Source organism: Sinorhizobium sp. CCBAU 05631 (assembly GCF_002288505.1).
Classification (GTDB): Bacteria; Pseudomonadota; Alphaproteobacteria; order Rhizobiales; family Rhizobiaceae; genus Sinorhizobium; species Sinorhizobium fredii_C.
In genome coordinates, this window is the sequence record NZ_CP023063.1 from 1348886 (window position 1) to 1364615 (window position 15730).

General features: G+C 58.8%; 14 protein-coding genes. 7 read left to right on the plus strand and 7 right to left on the minus strand.

What is annotated here, in order from left to right:
- Positions 1-294: 294 nt before the first annotated feature.
- Entirely contained in the window at positions 295-2178 is a 1884-nt protein-coding gene (locus SS05631_RS06595; protein ID WP_244412219.1) for an adenylate/guanylate cyclase domain-containing protein, read from the minus strand.
- A 268-nt stretch (positions 2179-2446) separates the two neighbouring features.
- On the opposite strand from SS05631_RS06595, the gene SS05631_RS06600 reads away from it, so the two are divergent.
- Positions 2447-2665 carry a hypothetical protein gene (locus SS05631_RS06600; protein ID WP_037421717.1) on the plus strand — a complete coding sequence of 73 codons (219 nt, stop codon included), beginning with the start codon at positions 2447-2449 and terminating at the stop codon, positions 2663-2665.
- 663 nt (positions 2666-3328) lie between these two features.
- Here the strand turns inward: SS05631_RS06600 and SS05631_RS32610 are convergent.
- Positions 3329-4429, minus strand: coding sequence for a site-specific integrase (locus SS05631_RS32610; RefSeq protein ID WP_348225560.1), 1101 nt, complete (start codon positions 4427-4429; stop codon positions 3329-3331).
- Positions 4430-4636: 207 nt separating this feature from the next.
- On the opposite strand from SS05631_RS32610, the gene SS05631_RS06610 reads away from it, so the two are divergent.
- Both SS05631_RS06610 and SS05631_RS06620 read left to right on the plus strand, forming a co-directional pair.
- Positions 4637-5059, plus strand: a complete 423-nt coding sequence (locus SS05631_RS06610) for a hypothetical protein (protein WP_037421720.1) — start codon at positions 4637-4639, stop codon at positions 5057-5059.
- Positions 5060-5706: 647 nt separating this feature from the next.
- Positions 5707-7224, plus strand: a complete 1518-nt coding sequence (locus SS05631_RS06620; protein WP_083854146.1) for an AAA family ATPase — start codon at positions 5707-5709, stop codon at positions 7222-7224.
- 248 nt (positions 7225-7472) lie between these two features.
- Here the strand turns inward: SS05631_RS06620 and SS05631_RS06625 are convergent, their stop codons facing one another.
- A complete protein-coding gene (locus SS05631_RS06625) occupies positions 7473-7874 on the minus strand; it encodes a DUF1236 domain-containing protein (RefSeq protein ID WP_037421726.1) in 402 nt (133 codons plus the stop codon).
- A 405-nt stretch (positions 7875-8279) separates the two neighbouring features.
- On the opposite strand from SS05631_RS06625, the gene SS05631_RS06635 reads away from it, so the two are divergent.
- Positions 8280-9221 carry a hypothetical protein gene (locus SS05631_RS06635; protein WP_095677944.1) on the plus strand — a complete coding sequence of 314 codons (942 nt, stop codon included), beginning with the start codon at positions 8280-8282 and terminating at the stop codon, positions 9219-9221.
- A gap of 494 nt (positions 9222-9715) precedes the next feature.
- Here SS05631_RS06635 and SS05631_RS31785 read toward each other — a convergent pair whose 3' ends face one another.
- A complete protein-coding gene (locus tag SS05631_RS31785; protein WP_037421732.1) occupies positions 9716-9907 on the minus strand; it encodes a hypothetical protein in 192 nt (63 codons plus the stop codon).
- A gap of 1087 nt (positions 9908-10994) precedes the next feature.
- On the opposite strand from SS05631_RS31785, the gene SS05631_RS06655 reads away from it, so the two are divergent.
- On the plus strand, positions 10995-12071 hold the full coding sequence (locus SS05631_RS06655) for a hypothetical protein (protein WP_037421739.1): 1077 nt from the start codon (positions 10995-10997) through the stop codon (positions 12069-12071).
- 197 nt (positions 12072-12268) lie between these two features.
- On the opposite strand, the gene SS05631_RS06660 is transcribed toward SS05631_RS06655, so the two are convergent.
- Positions 12269-12448, minus strand: a complete 180-nt coding sequence (locus tag SS05631_RS06660; RefSeq protein ID WP_037421742.1) for a hypothetical protein — start codon at positions 12446-12448, stop codon at positions 12269-12271.
- Between the two features lie 397 nt (positions 12449-12845).
- On the opposite strand from SS05631_RS06660, the gene SS05631_RS31790 reads away from it, so the two are divergent.
- Positions 12846-12983, plus strand: a complete 138-nt coding sequence (locus SS05631_RS31790) for a DUF3606 domain-containing protein (RefSeq protein WP_244412243.1) — start codon at positions 12846-12848, stop codon at positions 12981-12983.
- A gap of 748 nt (positions 12984-13731) precedes the next feature.
- Here the strand turns inward: SS05631_RS31790 and SS05631_RS06675 are convergent.
- Positions 13732-13938 carry a DUF3606 domain-containing protein gene (locus tag SS05631_RS06675; RefSeq protein ID WP_244412221.1) on the minus strand — a complete coding sequence of 69 codons (207 nt, stop codon included), beginning with the start codon at positions 13936-13938 and terminating at the stop codon, positions 13732-13734.
- A 236-nt stretch (positions 13939-14174) separates the two neighbouring features.
- Positions 14175-14591 carry a hypothetical protein gene (locus SS05631_RS06680; protein WP_037421745.1) on the minus strand — a complete coding sequence of 139 codons (417 nt, stop codon included), beginning with the start codon at positions 14589-14591 and terminating at the stop codon, positions 14175-14177.
- A gap of 141 nt (positions 14592-14732) precedes the next feature.
- On the opposite strand from SS05631_RS06680, the gene ligD reads away from it, so the two are divergent.
- Complete coding sequence (ligD, locus tag SS05631_RS06685; RefSeq protein ID WP_037421747.1) at positions 14733-15704, plus strand: non-homologous end-joining DNA ligase; 972 nt, start codon at positions 14733-14735, stop codon at positions 15702-15704.
- Positions 15705-15730: the final 26 nt, after the last annotated feature.

Below are 15730 nucleotides of genomic sequence, written 5' to 3' on the forward strand. Positions count from 1 at the left end.
CGAGCCGAGCATGAGGACCGGCAGAGCCAACACACCGAAGAACCTGAGCACTTGCAGGCGCCGCGTGCGCCTTCCTTCGCGATCGTTCACCATCTTATTTCGCTGAACCGCATTCGAAGAACAGGTGAAGATGGAAGCAGATAGGCCCCGATCGGTCAGTCCCCTTGGGAACACGCTTGACGTGCTCGACTCGCTTCTCGGTGACCGGTGAGCCTCACGGCCGCCGATGCTCGAAGCAGAAAGCCTCGGCGCGCGGCGTTTTGCTGTTGGCTCCGATTGACGGGAAGGCCCGGTTTACTTGGTGGTTTTCGGGATTCCTATCATCTCCAGACCCTTCATCCAGTGCTCCTGATCCTCCGCTTTCACGAACGGCATTCGGTCAAGATGCGCGGGCGTCCATTCGGGGTCCTTGGAGCGCAATTCCGTCATGATATCGTCCGGTGCGATCGGATTTCCCATCCGTGCCCGGCTCATCGCCAACATCAAGTAGGCTTCGTTTGGCAGGTCGGACATTGCGGTTAGCAATTTGACTGTCTCATCATAGTTTCTGTCCTGAAAATGGGCCAAGGCAAGCGACCACTGGTACCATTCCGGAAAGCCCGGATTGAGACGCTTTGCCCTCTCGATATCTGCGATGGCGTTTGCGGTGTTGCCCTGGAAGCTGAGCATATCGGCCCGCTCGGCCAAAAGATCGGGATCGTTCGCATTCAGCTCGTAAGCGCGGTCGTATTCCCGCCGCGCTGCGGCCGTGTCCTTCAATTCCATGTAGACGGACGCGAGCGTCCAATGGGTGTAGTAGTCGTCTGGGGCGAGGCTGACCGCTTGCGTTGCCAGTCTGCTCGCCAGTTCGGGGCTGTCGGCCCATCCCTGCTTGTAGTCTTCAAGATGCGCGTATCCCGCCCAGGAATAGGCGCGGGCAAATTTCGGGTCCAACGCGATAGCTCTCGAAAATTCCTGCTTTGCACCGGCGTTGCCTTCCCGAGTGTACAAGTCGAACAGCTGGCGTCCCTTGAGATAGTGATCATAAGCCTCGGCACTGTCGGTCGGGTCCTGCATGATACGTTCCCTTTCTGCGGCGTTGACCTGGACGGCGAGCCTGGCCACGACGGTCTCGATGATGTCGTCCTGGATCGCGAAGATATCGTCGCCCTGGCTGTCGTATCGGTCGGACCAAATCTGCCGTCGACTCGGCGCATCGACCAATTGTGCACTGATCCGCACGCGGCTGCCGTCCCTTTGCAAGGTCCCCTGCAGAAGATACCGGACTCCGAGCGCACGTCCGACGGTTTGCACGTCGACCGGCTTGTTCTTGTAGGCAAAGCTCGAATTGCTCGCGATCACAAACAGGTTCTTGAAACGTGACAGTTCGGCAGTGATGTCCGTGGTGAGGCCGTCGCACAAGTAGTCTTCCTGTGAATTATCGCCTAGCGCCTTCAGGGGCAGAACAGCGATCGACGGTTCCTCCGGCAGCCCCTCGATGCGACTGGTTACGAAGTTCCAGATCGCAGCCGGGGAGAAGACAAAAGTCAGGATGGCGACGATCGCTACGGCTGTCCCGGCGGCGACGGTCAACGGCCGGTGATCGCCCGCTCGGCGAAGCAATCGCTGCAGCCAAGACCGTGATTTCGGCAGAACGCGATAGATCGGTATCGGCGTGGAGATGTTTTTCAGCCTCCTTCTGCCCAGGCTTTCGAAGGCGGCATCCAGTTTTCCTCGGATCTGCCGATAGATGTCGTCGGAGATCAAGATACCGCCTGCGTCTGCCTGGCTTTGAAGTCGCGCGGCGACGTTTATGCCGTCGCCCTCCAGGTTGTTGTCTTCTACCACGACATCGCCGAGGTGGATTCCTATTCGAAAGTGTATTTGCCGGTGTTTGGCGATGCTCTGATTTTGCTGCTCGATTTCCCGCTGCATCTCCAGCGAAGCTCGAACCGCCTCGACCGGACTCGGAAATTCGGCAAGCAGGGCGTCACCCGCCGTATTGAAAATCCGGCCGCCATGCGCCGAAACGAATCCGGCGACAAGCTCGGCGTATTGGTGAAAGAGATGAAGTGTGCCTTCCTCGTCATTTCCGACGAGTTTGCTGTATCCCACAACGTCCGCCGCTACGATCGCTACGAGCTTACGCTTGAGGGGACGCGCCTTTGTAGCTCCTGAACTGGGCACATCATTACCCACGCTTATCTTGCTAGGTCGGGCATCTATCTGCGGAAAGGCTAATATAATAGTCCCGAACGCCCACTTTACAAGCTCTGCGTGTTTTTTCCGTCAGAGAACGTGGAGCCGCGAGCCAGCATCCAGAGAAGAAAAACGTCCGCGTGCTCACACTCCGACGCACATTCTCGAGCCAGCGCTTCGTCGAGGACGCATTCCGTGGTCATTGGCGGGAATATTTGGAGCGCCGACGATGTCATAGCGCTGTCGCGCCTACACAGGGAGATGCGCCATGCAAATTGAAACTCCCATCGCCCTTCACGATGTCGACATGCTCAGCGTGGTGTTCGAAGAGTTGTTGCAGGACCATCAAACGTCTCGCGACAGCGCTGCAGCAGAGGGCATCCTCGCACGCCTGATCTTCACCTACGACCTTGGCGTTCGCGATCCCGTGCTGCTGAAGATGTTTGCCGTGCCGTTTCTGCGGCAGCGTTTGACAGGAACGCAGTGACGAGCACTACGAAAAAGCCCCGCACGAGGGCGGGGCAAGTCCGCACCCCGTTGCCTTCAGCGGATGCGGAGACGTAGCCCACAGATGCGAGCTACGCAGAGACGCTATCTACGGTTTGATCAGAGAGGAAGATCTGATTCCGTGATTCCGGTACGCCTCTTCAAAAAAGCTGTGGGCGAGGTTGACGCTTGTTCACGCGGATGCTTCGAAATTTAGCTTTCCCTAAACGTCGAGCGGAGATTGTTGGCGCTGAGATTTCCCGCAAAGCAGCCATGCGCGGACCGGCCGACCCGGGGGATTCAGCCCAGATGTCGCCTTGCCATCAGGCACAAACTTCGACGTCACGATCACATCGGCGGCATTGGCCAAAGCATTCCGGATCTCTTCGGAACGCCTGGTGCAGGTGGTTCGAGCACGCCATAGCGGAGTAGGATTGAGCCCCAGTGACCCCGACAGAGTAAAGCATTGAATTTATTGGGTAGGTGGTGAGCGCGCAGTGATTCGAACCTTGGACCTACTGATTAAAAGTCACACGGTAAAGCCTTATTTTTCAGGGCGTGCAGCTTCACATGTGCCGAGTATGTGCCAACTAGGCCAAGGTCTCCGCAATCTTGTCAAATGCAGCCTTGTGGTCCTCGGATGGAAAAAGGTGGCCGTATCGGTTCATGGTGATCGCGTATGAGGCGTGCCCAGCGAGGGTTTGGACTGCCTTTGGCTGGAGTCCGGCCTCAATCCAGGTCGACACCGCGAAGTGGCGCAGGGTGTGCCAGCGATCGGATCAATTTCCGCGGCCTTGATGAGCGGGTTCCAAAAGCGCTTTGTCATGTTCGTGTGGCGGGTGAAGTTTCCCCTGCCGTCGGGAAAGACAAAGTCTTCGTCCTTGCTGTGCTTAGAGCGATTTCGCCAGTCGGCGAGCGCCTCAACCATCGACTTGCCGATTGGCACGGTTCGTTTTCCGGCCGCGCTCTTGGTGGTGTCGATGCCGCCGAATGCATCGACGCGACTGTCGACGGTCACCTTGCCGGCGGCGAGGTCGACGTTTTTCCACTTAAGAGCCCATTGTTCAGACGCTCGTAGGCCACTCGCTGCAGCAAATTGAACGCGAATCTTGAAATCAGCTTCGGCCGCCTTGAGGAGGGCGGCCAGGTCTGCCTTTGATGGTGGCGTCACCTTTTCCGAGTCTTCGTCGCGCGTGCCGATGACGCGGATGCCTTTGGCCACGTTCATGGTGGCCATGTCTTTCTCGACGGCGTGTTTGAGGATCCGCGAGAGGGTGCCGAGCACCCGCCTAGTCGTGACGATGCCGGCGCCATGACTGCGCATCTCGTCCCGGAACTTCACGACACGAGCGGCAGTAAGATCGGCCAGCTTGATCGCGCCAATGCCACCTTTGAAGTCGATCGCGTCCTTCTTTTTCAGATTTGTGCGACGCACGACATAGTCGCCCGCAGGGTCGATGTAGTTTTCGCAATGCTGGCGCGTGGTGCGCAGATAGGTTTCTGTAACCTTCTCGCCGCGGTCCCGGCGATCGGTCATGTATTTGCAGAATTCTTTGCAGGCATCCGCGACGTCAGCGCGATCGGCGAGGGGGCGATAGGTGCCGGCGCGCGTGGTTCCTTGAAGTTCGGCGAGCCGGTTCTCGGCGTCGCGCTTCAGGGCGAACTGTTCTCGGTGCCGCTTTCCAAACCGGTCGGTGAAATCAAGCTGCCAGGCAACATGCTCGCCGCTGGCGTTTGTCCATTTCCGCCGCTTGATAACCGCCATGCCGACCTCCTGATGGTGAAGGCACACGGATACCACGGCACACGCGCAGATACAATCAAGGCGAGAAAGCCTTGACAAAGGGCGGCTTGCTGAAGTTGAGAAAAGTGCCGCCTAGCCATTGTCGCTGACCGGCCTTCGCCGGTTATTTAAACCACCACCACACCGACCAACACGCACGACCCGCCTTCGCGCCGGCGAGGAGGAGCCATGCGCATTTCTACACCCACCAATGGGCCGTCTCTGGCCGAAGTTTTGGCATTCACCATGTTGGAGAACGCCGATGATGTTGCGCGCGTGGAGCGCGCCGCAGGCAACCGTATGGCTAAGGTTCGCGGCTGGTTCGGTTGGAAAGTCGCCTCGATGGAGATCGTCGAGGATGCGGACAATCTCGTCCGTATCACGGTACACGCGGAGCCTGTCGGCGCAGGATATCGCGAGAAGGCACAGTTCGAGTTCCTGACAGACATGGCTGGCCAGCGGCGGTCATCGAGATTGGACGCATTTCTGAGAGCCAGCGGCATCCGCGAGCGTTGCCACGACACTCGTAAAGTAGAGGGACGCTACTTCGCCACTCGCAATGGCGGCCGCACCGCTGTTGATTTCGGGCCGCTCACCAAGGCGCTCGTGTAGTGGAGCCCATCATCCAATCAATATCGGCGGTCGATAGGCCGCCGTCTTCCAGCGGCGCCAGAACCCTCGCCCGGTTCACAGTCCAACTCGGCGACATCAGGCTCTACGGACTTCTACTTCGCGAGTTCCCTGACGGCACCAGACGAACCATTGCGCCGAATATAGGCGGTCAGCACTGCGCGTCGTTCCAACCGGCTATTGCCGAGAAAATCACCAAAGCAGCATCGAACGCACTTTTGGGACGCCAGCTTGCCGACAACCGCATCCGCCGTCCAGCCTAACTCAGACACTCCAATCATCGCGAACAACCTTTCCGTTGCGCTCGAGTACATCACGGCCGGCATCCCGATTTTCCCTTGCCGCGTCAGCGAGGAAACCGACTCTCATACGGGTCGGGTCTACGGCCCCAAGAGTCCACTCACCAGCGACGGCTTGTACGGAGCAAGCACGAGGGAACAAATTGTCCGGCGGTGGTGGTCGGACTGGCCAGACGCCCTCATCGGCATTCCGACTGGCGAGAGAACAGGCTTTTTCGCACTTGACGTTGACGTCCAAATGACAACGCGCGCGCAGGCGTCGCCGAAGTCGAGGAACTTCTTTCCTTCATCGATCCGGATATCGGCTACCAAGACTGGGTCAACGTCCTAATGGCAGTTCATGGCGCACTGGGGAGCGATGGGCTCGCCATCGCCGACGCATGGAGCGCTCGCGGCGCCAAATACAGGAAAGGCGATGTGGCCGCGCGGTGGAAAGGCTTCACGGCGGGTAAAGGTGTCACCCTGAGCACGGTCGCGCAGTTGGCCCGTGACGGCGGCGCAGATTTGTCGGCGATCGCAACGAAGCACCGTGGCGGCGAACGTGGAGACTGGATCTCGCCTCAAGAGGCACACGAAAGGGCCATGAGACTGGCGGCAACCGCTGCTGCGAAATTAGTGACGTTGCCGGAGCAAGCAAGCGACAACATCGACGTGCCTGCCGAACCGCGGGCATTCTCGATATTCGAATGGCCTGTGAGCCGGTTCGTCGGCGAGGCACCTGCCGTTAAGTATTTAGTCGACGACGTCATTCCGCTGGGCATCCCTGGCATGGTCTCGGCGATGGGCGACACTGGAAAGTCTTTCGCTTTGCTAGAGCTTCACCGGCGAGTTGCGTTCGGTCAGAGCACATTCGCGGCTCCAATCTTTGGTGGGAAGGTAATTGCCGAAGGCACTTCGGTGATGATTACCAGCGAGGACGACGCCAACGAAGTCCACCGCCGAATAGCCGCCCTTGACGAGAAGGGGATGCGCTTCACTGAGGCTGGTCAGCGAATGATCGTGGTTCCGCTTCCTTCCGCAGGCGGCGCCTGCGCCTTTTGGCGCGAAGACAAAAAGAAGGGCCTCATCGAAACAGATGACTTCCTGCGGATACAGGATGAGCTCGCGTCGATTCGAGATCTGCGTCTCGTCACCTTCGACCCATTGGCGAGTTTTGCCCATCTGCCGCTGAACGAGGATCCGGCCGCGGGTCAGTTCGTGTGCACGTCGCTATCGAAACTGGCGACCGAGACAGGCGCCACGACGCTGGTTGCGCACCACATGCGCAAGGTTGCCAAGCCAATTGAGACGCTAGGTGATGCACGTGACGCTATCCGCGGCAGCACCGCCCTCGTGGACGGTCTGCGCCTGGCATACGCCATGTGGCCAGCCGAAGAGGCGCGTGCGAAGCGTGTTTGCAAAGACCTCGGAACGGACTTCCAGCCGGCTAAGGTCGTGCTCGGCGGCGTCGTTAAGGCGAACGGTGCGGCTCGGCGCATCGTGTCGACCCACGTTCGCAACGCGCACGGCTTGTTGGTCGATAGGGCGGCTGGCCTCGGCGCATCTGCTCCGCCGCAAGACGATTTGCGGGCAGCGCTGGTCATCGCGGTTGAAGCTGCTGCTGCTGCCGGTTCACCTTTCACGAAGACTGGTGCAAGTGGGCTGTTCGAAATGCGTGAGCGGCTTCCAGAGGAGCTGCGTGGGCTCGCCAAGGGCAAACTCGACTTGTTGGCAAATCAGGCTCTCGAGCGCGGCGAGATCGTGCGTGCAGCCGCGAAGGGCGAGAAGATCGCGAAATGGCTCGATGCCCCTGGCGGCATGTTCGCCATCGGCCTGGGCAGTTTCACAACAGGGACGCCCCGTTCCTAGACCGCAAATCCCGTTCCCAGGAACGCTTGGGAACGGGCCATTTCCATGGGAATGGGAACGCTAAGATGCTGTTTTATTAGATTTTCCATTCCCATTCCCAGCGTTCCCAAGACTTTTGGGAACGGCTTAAGTCGTTGAAAATAAACGCATTCCCACGTTCCTAGCATTTGCCCCTACTACGTAGGGGGAGGCGTCTGGGAACGCCGTCCCCCGAGAAGAGAGGAGGAAACGTGATCGGTTTTAGCAAGCTAGTTGATAACCTGAACGACTGTCCGAGACTGCGGCTCAACAATCACCCGCTGTTCGTTCACCACCGCATATGCGTACCTGGGATTCTCAGGAATCGGAGTCAACATAACAGCTTCCGGGATCGGTCTTCCGACGACTACCGGCTGCTGAACGACGACCGACGCGGGTGCCGGCTGCTGCTCAACATACGTTACCACCTCCGGGGGTGGCGGCGTGAGGGCACCGCCGAGTGTGGCGCCGACCACCGCGCCAACGCCAGCGCCGATCGGTCCGCCGAGAATGGCGCCCGTTGCGGCACCACCGACCATGCCGGTGGCTGCGTTCTCACCGTTGCTTTGTTGGGCGATAGCAGAGCCCGCCATTAGTGCGGCTGCTGCAGTGATTAACACAAGCTTTTTCATAGTTCTGTCCTCTCGTTGAAGTCGTGAACTAACGAAAGGGGATCGGAACGGTTCCAATTTAGGACCTTAGCCTGAGATCTAATAGGACCAATTACCAGGAGGGCGAGACGTTGTGCGTTAATGTACTTCCAACTGATTGCTCTTCAGCGCCAACAGGGAAGGAGATATACGTGATTCGAAATTCACATCGTACCCAGGCGGCCCATTCCCAGGCCGCGGGGCTGCGCCGGCAATGACGCGCGATTTCCATCTGCCTCGTGGTCGGCGAGCGGGGTTTGAAAAACTCAACGACGCCGCGGCAATGCGGCCGACGGTCATGGACGCAGGTTCGCTTATGCCGGCCAACGACAACAAGCGGGTCCGGCTAGTCAAAGACACCGCCGTGGGATCCGAGGAGGGCGACAATTGAAATTCAAGACCTTCGCCGACGCGTTTACCGCGGAACGCCCGCTTGAAGCGGCCAACGACAACCGACCAGCGCCAAAGCCGCGCCAGCCTCGGTACCGCGGCACGCTCCCTGCATTGCGCTGGCTGTTCGATAGCCACCCGGATCTCGCGCAAGCGTTAGCGGCCGCGATGCCCAAACCAGCCACTAACTGGCACGCTGATGCTGATGACAACAAGCAAGAGACCCGTCCTACTGTCGGCGAACTGATGAAGGCGGCAGAGGGCGCGAGCGCGGTTATAGAAGGCGACGAAGATGGCGAACGTATCACCCTCGGCTCGCTGAAATTTCGTGACGGCCGACTGGTTGAATGGGGATCAACGAAGAAGGGGCGCAAACTCAAGCCGGTTGATCGAGTTAAAGCCGGTGGAGGCGCCGCCAAGACATCGCGACGAAATCCCGACCGCTATCTCAAAACAAAAGCTACCACGCCGTCGCCGATGCATGCGACCTCGTTGCCGAGGAACGTGTCCGACAGGCCAGTTCTGCCGCCGATGTACGATCCGCAGAGCGGCGTCGAAGTCAACCGTGCGCTTCTGCGCCGCCTGGGCGCCGACGGCTCCGTTCCCATCAACGAGCTGCCAGTGAAAGCCACAAAGGGCGAGACCGTCGTCGCCAAGGGCGCGGGATTTCTGGGAGGTGTATCGCGACCAAGCGGCAATGCATCGAGCGGCGCACAAGCCTGGGAAGCTCCGGAGGTTAGGAAAAGCGAGGTTGCCACGATCGTCGAAGAAGTGGCCGCTCGAGGTACGCTGAAGTCGATTGGCCTGATGCTTGGCTACGGCGAGGCCTACGCGGATCGAGCCGGCAAAGCTGCGCTCGTCGATGCCGCTAAAACGCTGGCTGCCGCGAACGACAATAGAAAAGTTGAGCAGGCTGTGCCCATTCGCGGCGCGAAGTGACGTATACAGTTGAAAGGTATTGATACCGACCCGGCCACAGTGCCGGGTTTTCTTTTTCGGTGCGCAGCTTCTTTTGCGACCGAGCCCGAGTCAGCGATGAACTCGGGTACCTATTGCCCCGCCCGGTTGTTGAAGTCGTCAACAGCCGCACTGTACTCGGATGCGGCTTCCTCAGAAGCTTGCTGCGCGCGCCTGATTTCGTCGTTGTTGCATTGGATGAAATCTTCGACTTCAGACTTATAGGTCTCCATGTCTCGTTTACAACGGTCAAAATCCCACTCGTCATCAAACGAGCCGTATCGAGATGCACAATTCGGAGCGCTCGGCTCCGAGCAATACGCTAACGCATCAAGCGGTGAAACGAGGGCGGCAACTGCAAGAAGAATTACGGAGCGCACGAATGATTCTCTGGTTCGGGGTCGTGCCTTTGTGCCTCGCCCGATGACGAGAGTCGAGATTCCCGCGTTGCTATCCACACCGTCGTCGGCGGTCCGCTAGTACCTCCACCTCGGAGCGCGCTTGGCGTTGTGAAGCAATTCAGAGGCCGTGGCGAAATCGCCGAAGATAAGGGTTAGCCGCCGCTCTTCCTCATGGCACAAGCGTTGCCGGCGGCAAAAATCATGAATATTCCACACCTTAGTAGCAGTATGCTCGTTAAGCTTATCGGCTTCAACGCGTACAACCATGCTTGCTCCTCCCAAAGCGTGGCGGCACAATATTATACTAAGGTATAATGAAGCAAGAATAAAAGTAAGTATTACTTATTGCCTGGCGCTGCCTCCTCCGGCGACGGGCGATCATGCGGCCGGCTCCTCTGCATGGCGGAGTTGAGCCGGCCGCTTCTTGTTAGCTTAGGCGCCTAGGTGACATCGCAGAGGCACTTATTTGACACACACTTGGCATATGGGATGTGTCTAAGTGTTGACTTGTTGCGGAAATCGCAACATATAAGAGGCATCAACACCGCGATGAAGACCTCATCGACTTCATGTGAGCAACCCGGAGCCTTACCACCTCGCGGGTTGTTTCATTTTTGGCTCGGCGTCGGTGCGGGCGACGCCTTGCCTCGTTGTCAATTACCGCTTCTTAAAGCGATCCTTGATCTGCAAAACCGCCATTAGGGTTGGCGGAATCGTCAGGGCAACGATCAGTATATCAACACCGGTCATTAGACCTCCTTCCTGCGAGCGTGGGCTAGATTTGCCCGGTTACCAGCCGAGCATCCCCCTTCTAGTCGGCTCACGGAAAGCTAACCCGTGCTTGCTTTCCTAAAGTTGCCCCGATAAGTCGGTCGCCGCATTTCCAATATATAAGCCGCGGAATCCTTTTTGCATCAACATTCGACGGTATTCCCGCGAATCGTTTTGATGCATTTTGCTTCACTCTTTTTCGTCGAGCGCAAGGTCTGATGCTGAATGAGACCTCTCGCAGTGAAGGCGCTTCCGCGTACCGAAAGCTCTACCGTACCGCCCGCTGGCGCCGGATCCGTGATTGCCAACTCGCTCAGAACCCACTCTGCCAATGGTGCTTAGAGCTCGAGCTCGTCGAACCGGCCACTGAGGTTCACCATCAGATTGCCCACCGAGGAGACCTCGATCTGTTCTGGTCTGGTCCCTTTCTCAGTACCTGTGCCGCATGTCACGCGTCTCGCGGTCAACGAGAGGACCTTGGCCAGGTGACCCAGACATTCGGCGCCGACGGCTGGCCGGTCGACGGGTAAGGGGCGCGAGCTCCAGTCGCAGTCGCCGCGAACCGGCGGCTCGGGTTTCTGGCGTGCGACTCAAGAACTGCGGGCATTACGCCGTCACCTTGCAGTTTGAATGCTACAACAACGTTGTCGAGGATATCTACATAGCGGATGCCGCCAGCGCGGCTAGCTCGACGCGTGCGGTCATTTCGCTCGAGGGAACAGACGGGACGTTCACGGACGTATCCGGCAATGTCATCAGGAATGTCCATGCTGCATCGAGCGGCGCAAATGGCGTCACGATCATTCATGTGAAGGCCAAGAACACAATTGAGAACATCCTTGTCGACAGCATCACGGGCGACGCTTCGGCCGGTGTCGGCGCTCTTCTCCGGGTCCGCGAGGAAGTCGAGCAGTGCGTTTTCAAGAACATCCGCTCGCCAGCCATCACGGGCTTTGTCATCGCCGCAGATGCGGAGGCGAACGGCAACGTCTACGAGGATATTGTTGCCGATCTGGTAACTGGCGCTTCCGGTTCGTCCTTCGGTAAGATGGTCACGATCGCCGGCAATGACAACACGCTTCGCCGGGTGCGAGGATACTCTTCGGACGCTGACGCCGCCGATTTGGCAACGATAAGCGGCGCTCGCAACAAGCTCTTCGACTGCTATTTCAAGGGCGATACGACGGCCGCGGTCCTTCGCGTTTCTGGCATGGATAATGAGTTCTACGGCCAGGAAACGGTCGGCCTCTCGGCAACGACGCGCGTAGGCAACATCGACGGCGCTCGCAACAAGTTCATCGGCGGGCGCACCGAAAGGCCGAACAACATTCAGGGGCTTAGGTTCAACGGGACCGATAGCACTTGCATAGGAATGACCGTAACGGGCGACGGGGCTGGCGCTCTGCGCGTCGAGTCTGCGGCTCTTAGGCCGGTCGTTTCGAACAACCACCTGACCGGCGCGGCGGCCACGATCGACAAGTTTTTCGCGTCCGCTTCGACCGGCGTGATCTGCAACAACCGGGGCGACACGAACACCGGAAACAACTTCATGCTGTTCGGTCCTTATGCCGTTTGGGTGGATGCGACGGGGGATCTCCGCATCAACAATGGCGCCCCTGCTACTGATACGAGCGGGACCGTCGTCGGCACGCAATCGTAATATGAGCACTGCCCGCGATTAACGCCTGCCGTAAATAAAGCGGCGGGCGGTTTCCTTTATTAAAACAAACCACCAGCGCGGCCATTTGCTGCGGTGTCGCGCCACTTCTAGGCCCGCTATCTTAACGGTGTCGGGCCTTTTTTTGTGCCTGCGTTCTTGGTGGCGCGTAGGGATTCTGTGCCGCGCCGATTAACTTGCTAAAGCTGATCGCTAATTGCGTGGTACTCTTGCTGCGCCTTTTTGAAATCCAGTTTAGCGGCTTCTACCAGTCCCCTATTTCCTTTTTGAACCTCACGACTGACGTGATCATGAGCGTCTTGAAGTTTTTGAAACGCGCGATCCCATTCCTCGAACCGCGGATGATCCTCTACCGCCATATTTTCTCTCCTCGTTAGAATCGGTGCTCCACAAGAGCCTTCACGCTTTGCGTTCAGCGCGCGCCTGGCAAGGCATCTGAAACTTGCTGTACCAGCCCGCGCCAGCGCCCAGCATCCTAGGCGTCCGTCGCTGACCGCTGTTTTCGTACGTTATCGGACAAAGCGCGCTTACGTGGAATTTTCTGAACGTCGCGCCATATCGATCGGGTAGCTGCAAGGAAGTATTTCAACAAGCAATTTTGAGCGGAGCTCGCAGGTCGCGCCCGCGAGATCCTTTGCTCCTCCGTCGCCAATCAGGCTTGGGTCTTGCCTGCTGCTGGTAGGTTCCTATCCTTCTGTCGATCAATGGAGGAGAGCATGGCAGACGGATCCGAAGAAGAAGGGCCGTGACCGCGAGCTGGTATCCGCTCAGGAGCACGAGGTCGCATATTCGATGAGGAAGGCGAAGGTCACGCGGCAGAAGGCGCTCGAGGCAATCGGCGACCCGCCGGGACCGAGCCGCGAGAAGGTGAGGGAGTATCTGGGGAAGAAATAGCACCGACCGCGATCGTTCGGAGCATATCCCTATCGCGCATGCCGGACTGAAATATCAAAAACAGTCTCCGGGCGATTACTTCAGCGGCTTCGCAATCGCGGGGGAGTCCTTTCTCAGCCAGAATTTCGGTGAAAACCTCGTCCAGCAAGCTGATGCCAGCAGGTAAAATCGCATCCGAATGCTCGTGCAACATGGCGCGGCCTCCGATTCAGGGCGAAAGCGTCTGATCTTTCGGCCACCGGCGCCCGTATCATGAGCCGATGATGACCAAGTGTACGCCTTTGCGACGCGATGACGAGTCATTATGACGCGCAAGAGGTCGCTTGGTACGGTAACTGACATACAGCTTCGTTTCGTGTTTGGGTCGGTGGCCGACATTCGTGCGGCAGCCGCGAGTAGACCCGTGCCGCCGAAGCTTCGCTCATTCACGAGCCAGAGGATGACAACGAGGCGCACACCGCAATACGGCACTGGCCGCGCGAGGACCATGAGCTACTTGAGTTACTAGCGGAGGAAGCTTGGGCGGACCTCGTCGACGCTGTTGCCGCTGATCAATTGCCGCAGTGCGATTGCTCCCCCCGGTGAACGGGCGTGAAGTTTTAGTAACTGCTCCCGCCTTCCCGTCGCCTTTGAGCGCCGCTGGAAGCAGCGGCAGCCGCGCGAGGACTTAGCGCTTTATGTCGACCATTGCGAACATACCCGCCGCACGAAGTGGGCGCTCCGCCTTGGTCCCTTCGAGCCAGATAGATCAGTCCACGCGCTTGGACCACTTCCACTTGCGTTTGAGATGATCCCTCATGTTCTTTCGGCTCGGTCCGGCTTCCCGTACTGCCTCAACTGCCCTCTGCCGAGTGACGTTCTCCGTCCTCATGATGTAAGCGACCTCGTGCTCCTGGCTGGGAACGACATCGCGTTTCGGATCGTCGACCACTTGCTTCTCCATCTCGATCTTCATTTCCATCTTCATTGATGGACTAGGACCATTTGTGATGTCGGCAAGGCTGGCCCAGCCTTGCTGCCCACTGTTAGGTTACTGTTTCGTATTGCCTCGATTGCGAGTGCTCGCACCGGGGGGGCAGGACGGGCACTCATTAACAGGTTGGGGGACCTGTGCCGCTGAGACAATTATGCGGCACCAAGATAATCCAGCGTGGCCGTCATTGTTCCGATTCCCTGCAGCTGGCCTTGAAATTACCGCCTCGGGCCCAACGGTCCCGTTCCGCTGTCGCCGTGGCGGAAAGCGGGGGCATGGAAAATCTCGAATTCGGCTTTGAGCCGGTCGGCCAACCGCTTCGAGATTTCCCGCTTCGCCGCGTCCCTTGGTGTGGCGTCGATACCGACTAGCGCGGCGCAATCCGCGACCGGTATCTCCCATATGGCGGCGCGCAGGAATTCCTGCACGATTGCATCCTCAACAGCCTCCCCATGGCGCCGAAAGCCGATCTGTGCCCTCAAAGCCGTTACGATGTCGCGGGCAAAGAGGGTGGAGCACTGTGGATCACGCCGCCGCCTCTGACCCTTGGCCGCTAGCCCATTCAGGACAGGGCGTCCGATCATAGCGAAGCGAATGAAGATTGCGCGTTCGATATCGTATTCTGGCACTGGCATGCGTGATCCTCCTCGATCGAGGTTGTCGGTATCCCGCATGTCGTGAAGAGCGCGCCGCTTCGCCCGGTCGCGTTCTTAATATGTTCTCATCATCCGAACAGTCAATGCGACGGTTTGCCGATGCTGTGCGTTAATGGCCTGATGGGCAGACGTTCCTCGAAGAAATCGCAAGAGCCGCCGCCGGAACCTATGCCGGCGCGGGTAGAGCCTTGCGTCGCGACGCTCGTCGATCGACCGCCAGCAGGGCCGGAATGGGCCTTCGAGGTCAAGTGGGATGGATACCGGCTGGCGGTCCATATCGAGCCGGACAGGATCCGCATCATCACCCGCGGCGGCTACGACTGGACAAGCCGCTTCCCTTCAATCGCTGCCGAGGCGAGGCTTCTTGGGCTGAAGACCGCAATCCTCGACGGCGAGGCGGTCGTGCTCGATGAGCACGGCCGCTCTGACTTCGGCATGCTGCAGCGTGCCCTCGGCAGGAAGCCCAGCCTGCACGATCCCCGCGAAATCCTTTTCTTCGCTTTCGATCTTCTCTATCTCGACGGTCGCGACCTGCGCCGGCTGCCTCTCAGCGAACGCCGGCGGCTGCTGGAGCCGATCGTCGCCGGCTGCGCCGGTGTCATTCGGCTGTCGGAGGAAGTCGAGGCGAGTGGGGAAGAGTTCTTCCGGATCGCCTGCGAACACGGCCTCGAGGGGATCGTCGCCAAGCATCGGGAAAAGCCTTACCGCAGCGGCCGCGGCGATTGGTGGCAGAAGATCACCTGCAAGCGCCGCGACAGCTTCGTTATCGTCGGCTTCGAGCCATCAACCGTCCCTGGTGCCATAGGAAGGCTCCTGCTGGCGGCGAAGAGAGGCGAGGGGCTTCACTATGTTGGTGGTTGCGGGACGGGCTGGACGCATGACATGTCGACCGAGCTTCGCAAGCTGCTCGAGAGCATCGCCACGAATGCCACGGCCGTGAACCTGAAGCGGAAGAATGCCGTTTTCGTCGAACCGCGGCTAGTCGCCGAGGTCGAATACACCGCCTGGACGGAAGAGGGGAAGCTGCGGCATCCTTCGTTCAAGGGCATCAGGGAGCGGGCGGATGATGCTGGGGTCTTTGAGCTAACTTAACTGGACGCCTGCAATTACCGATTGGA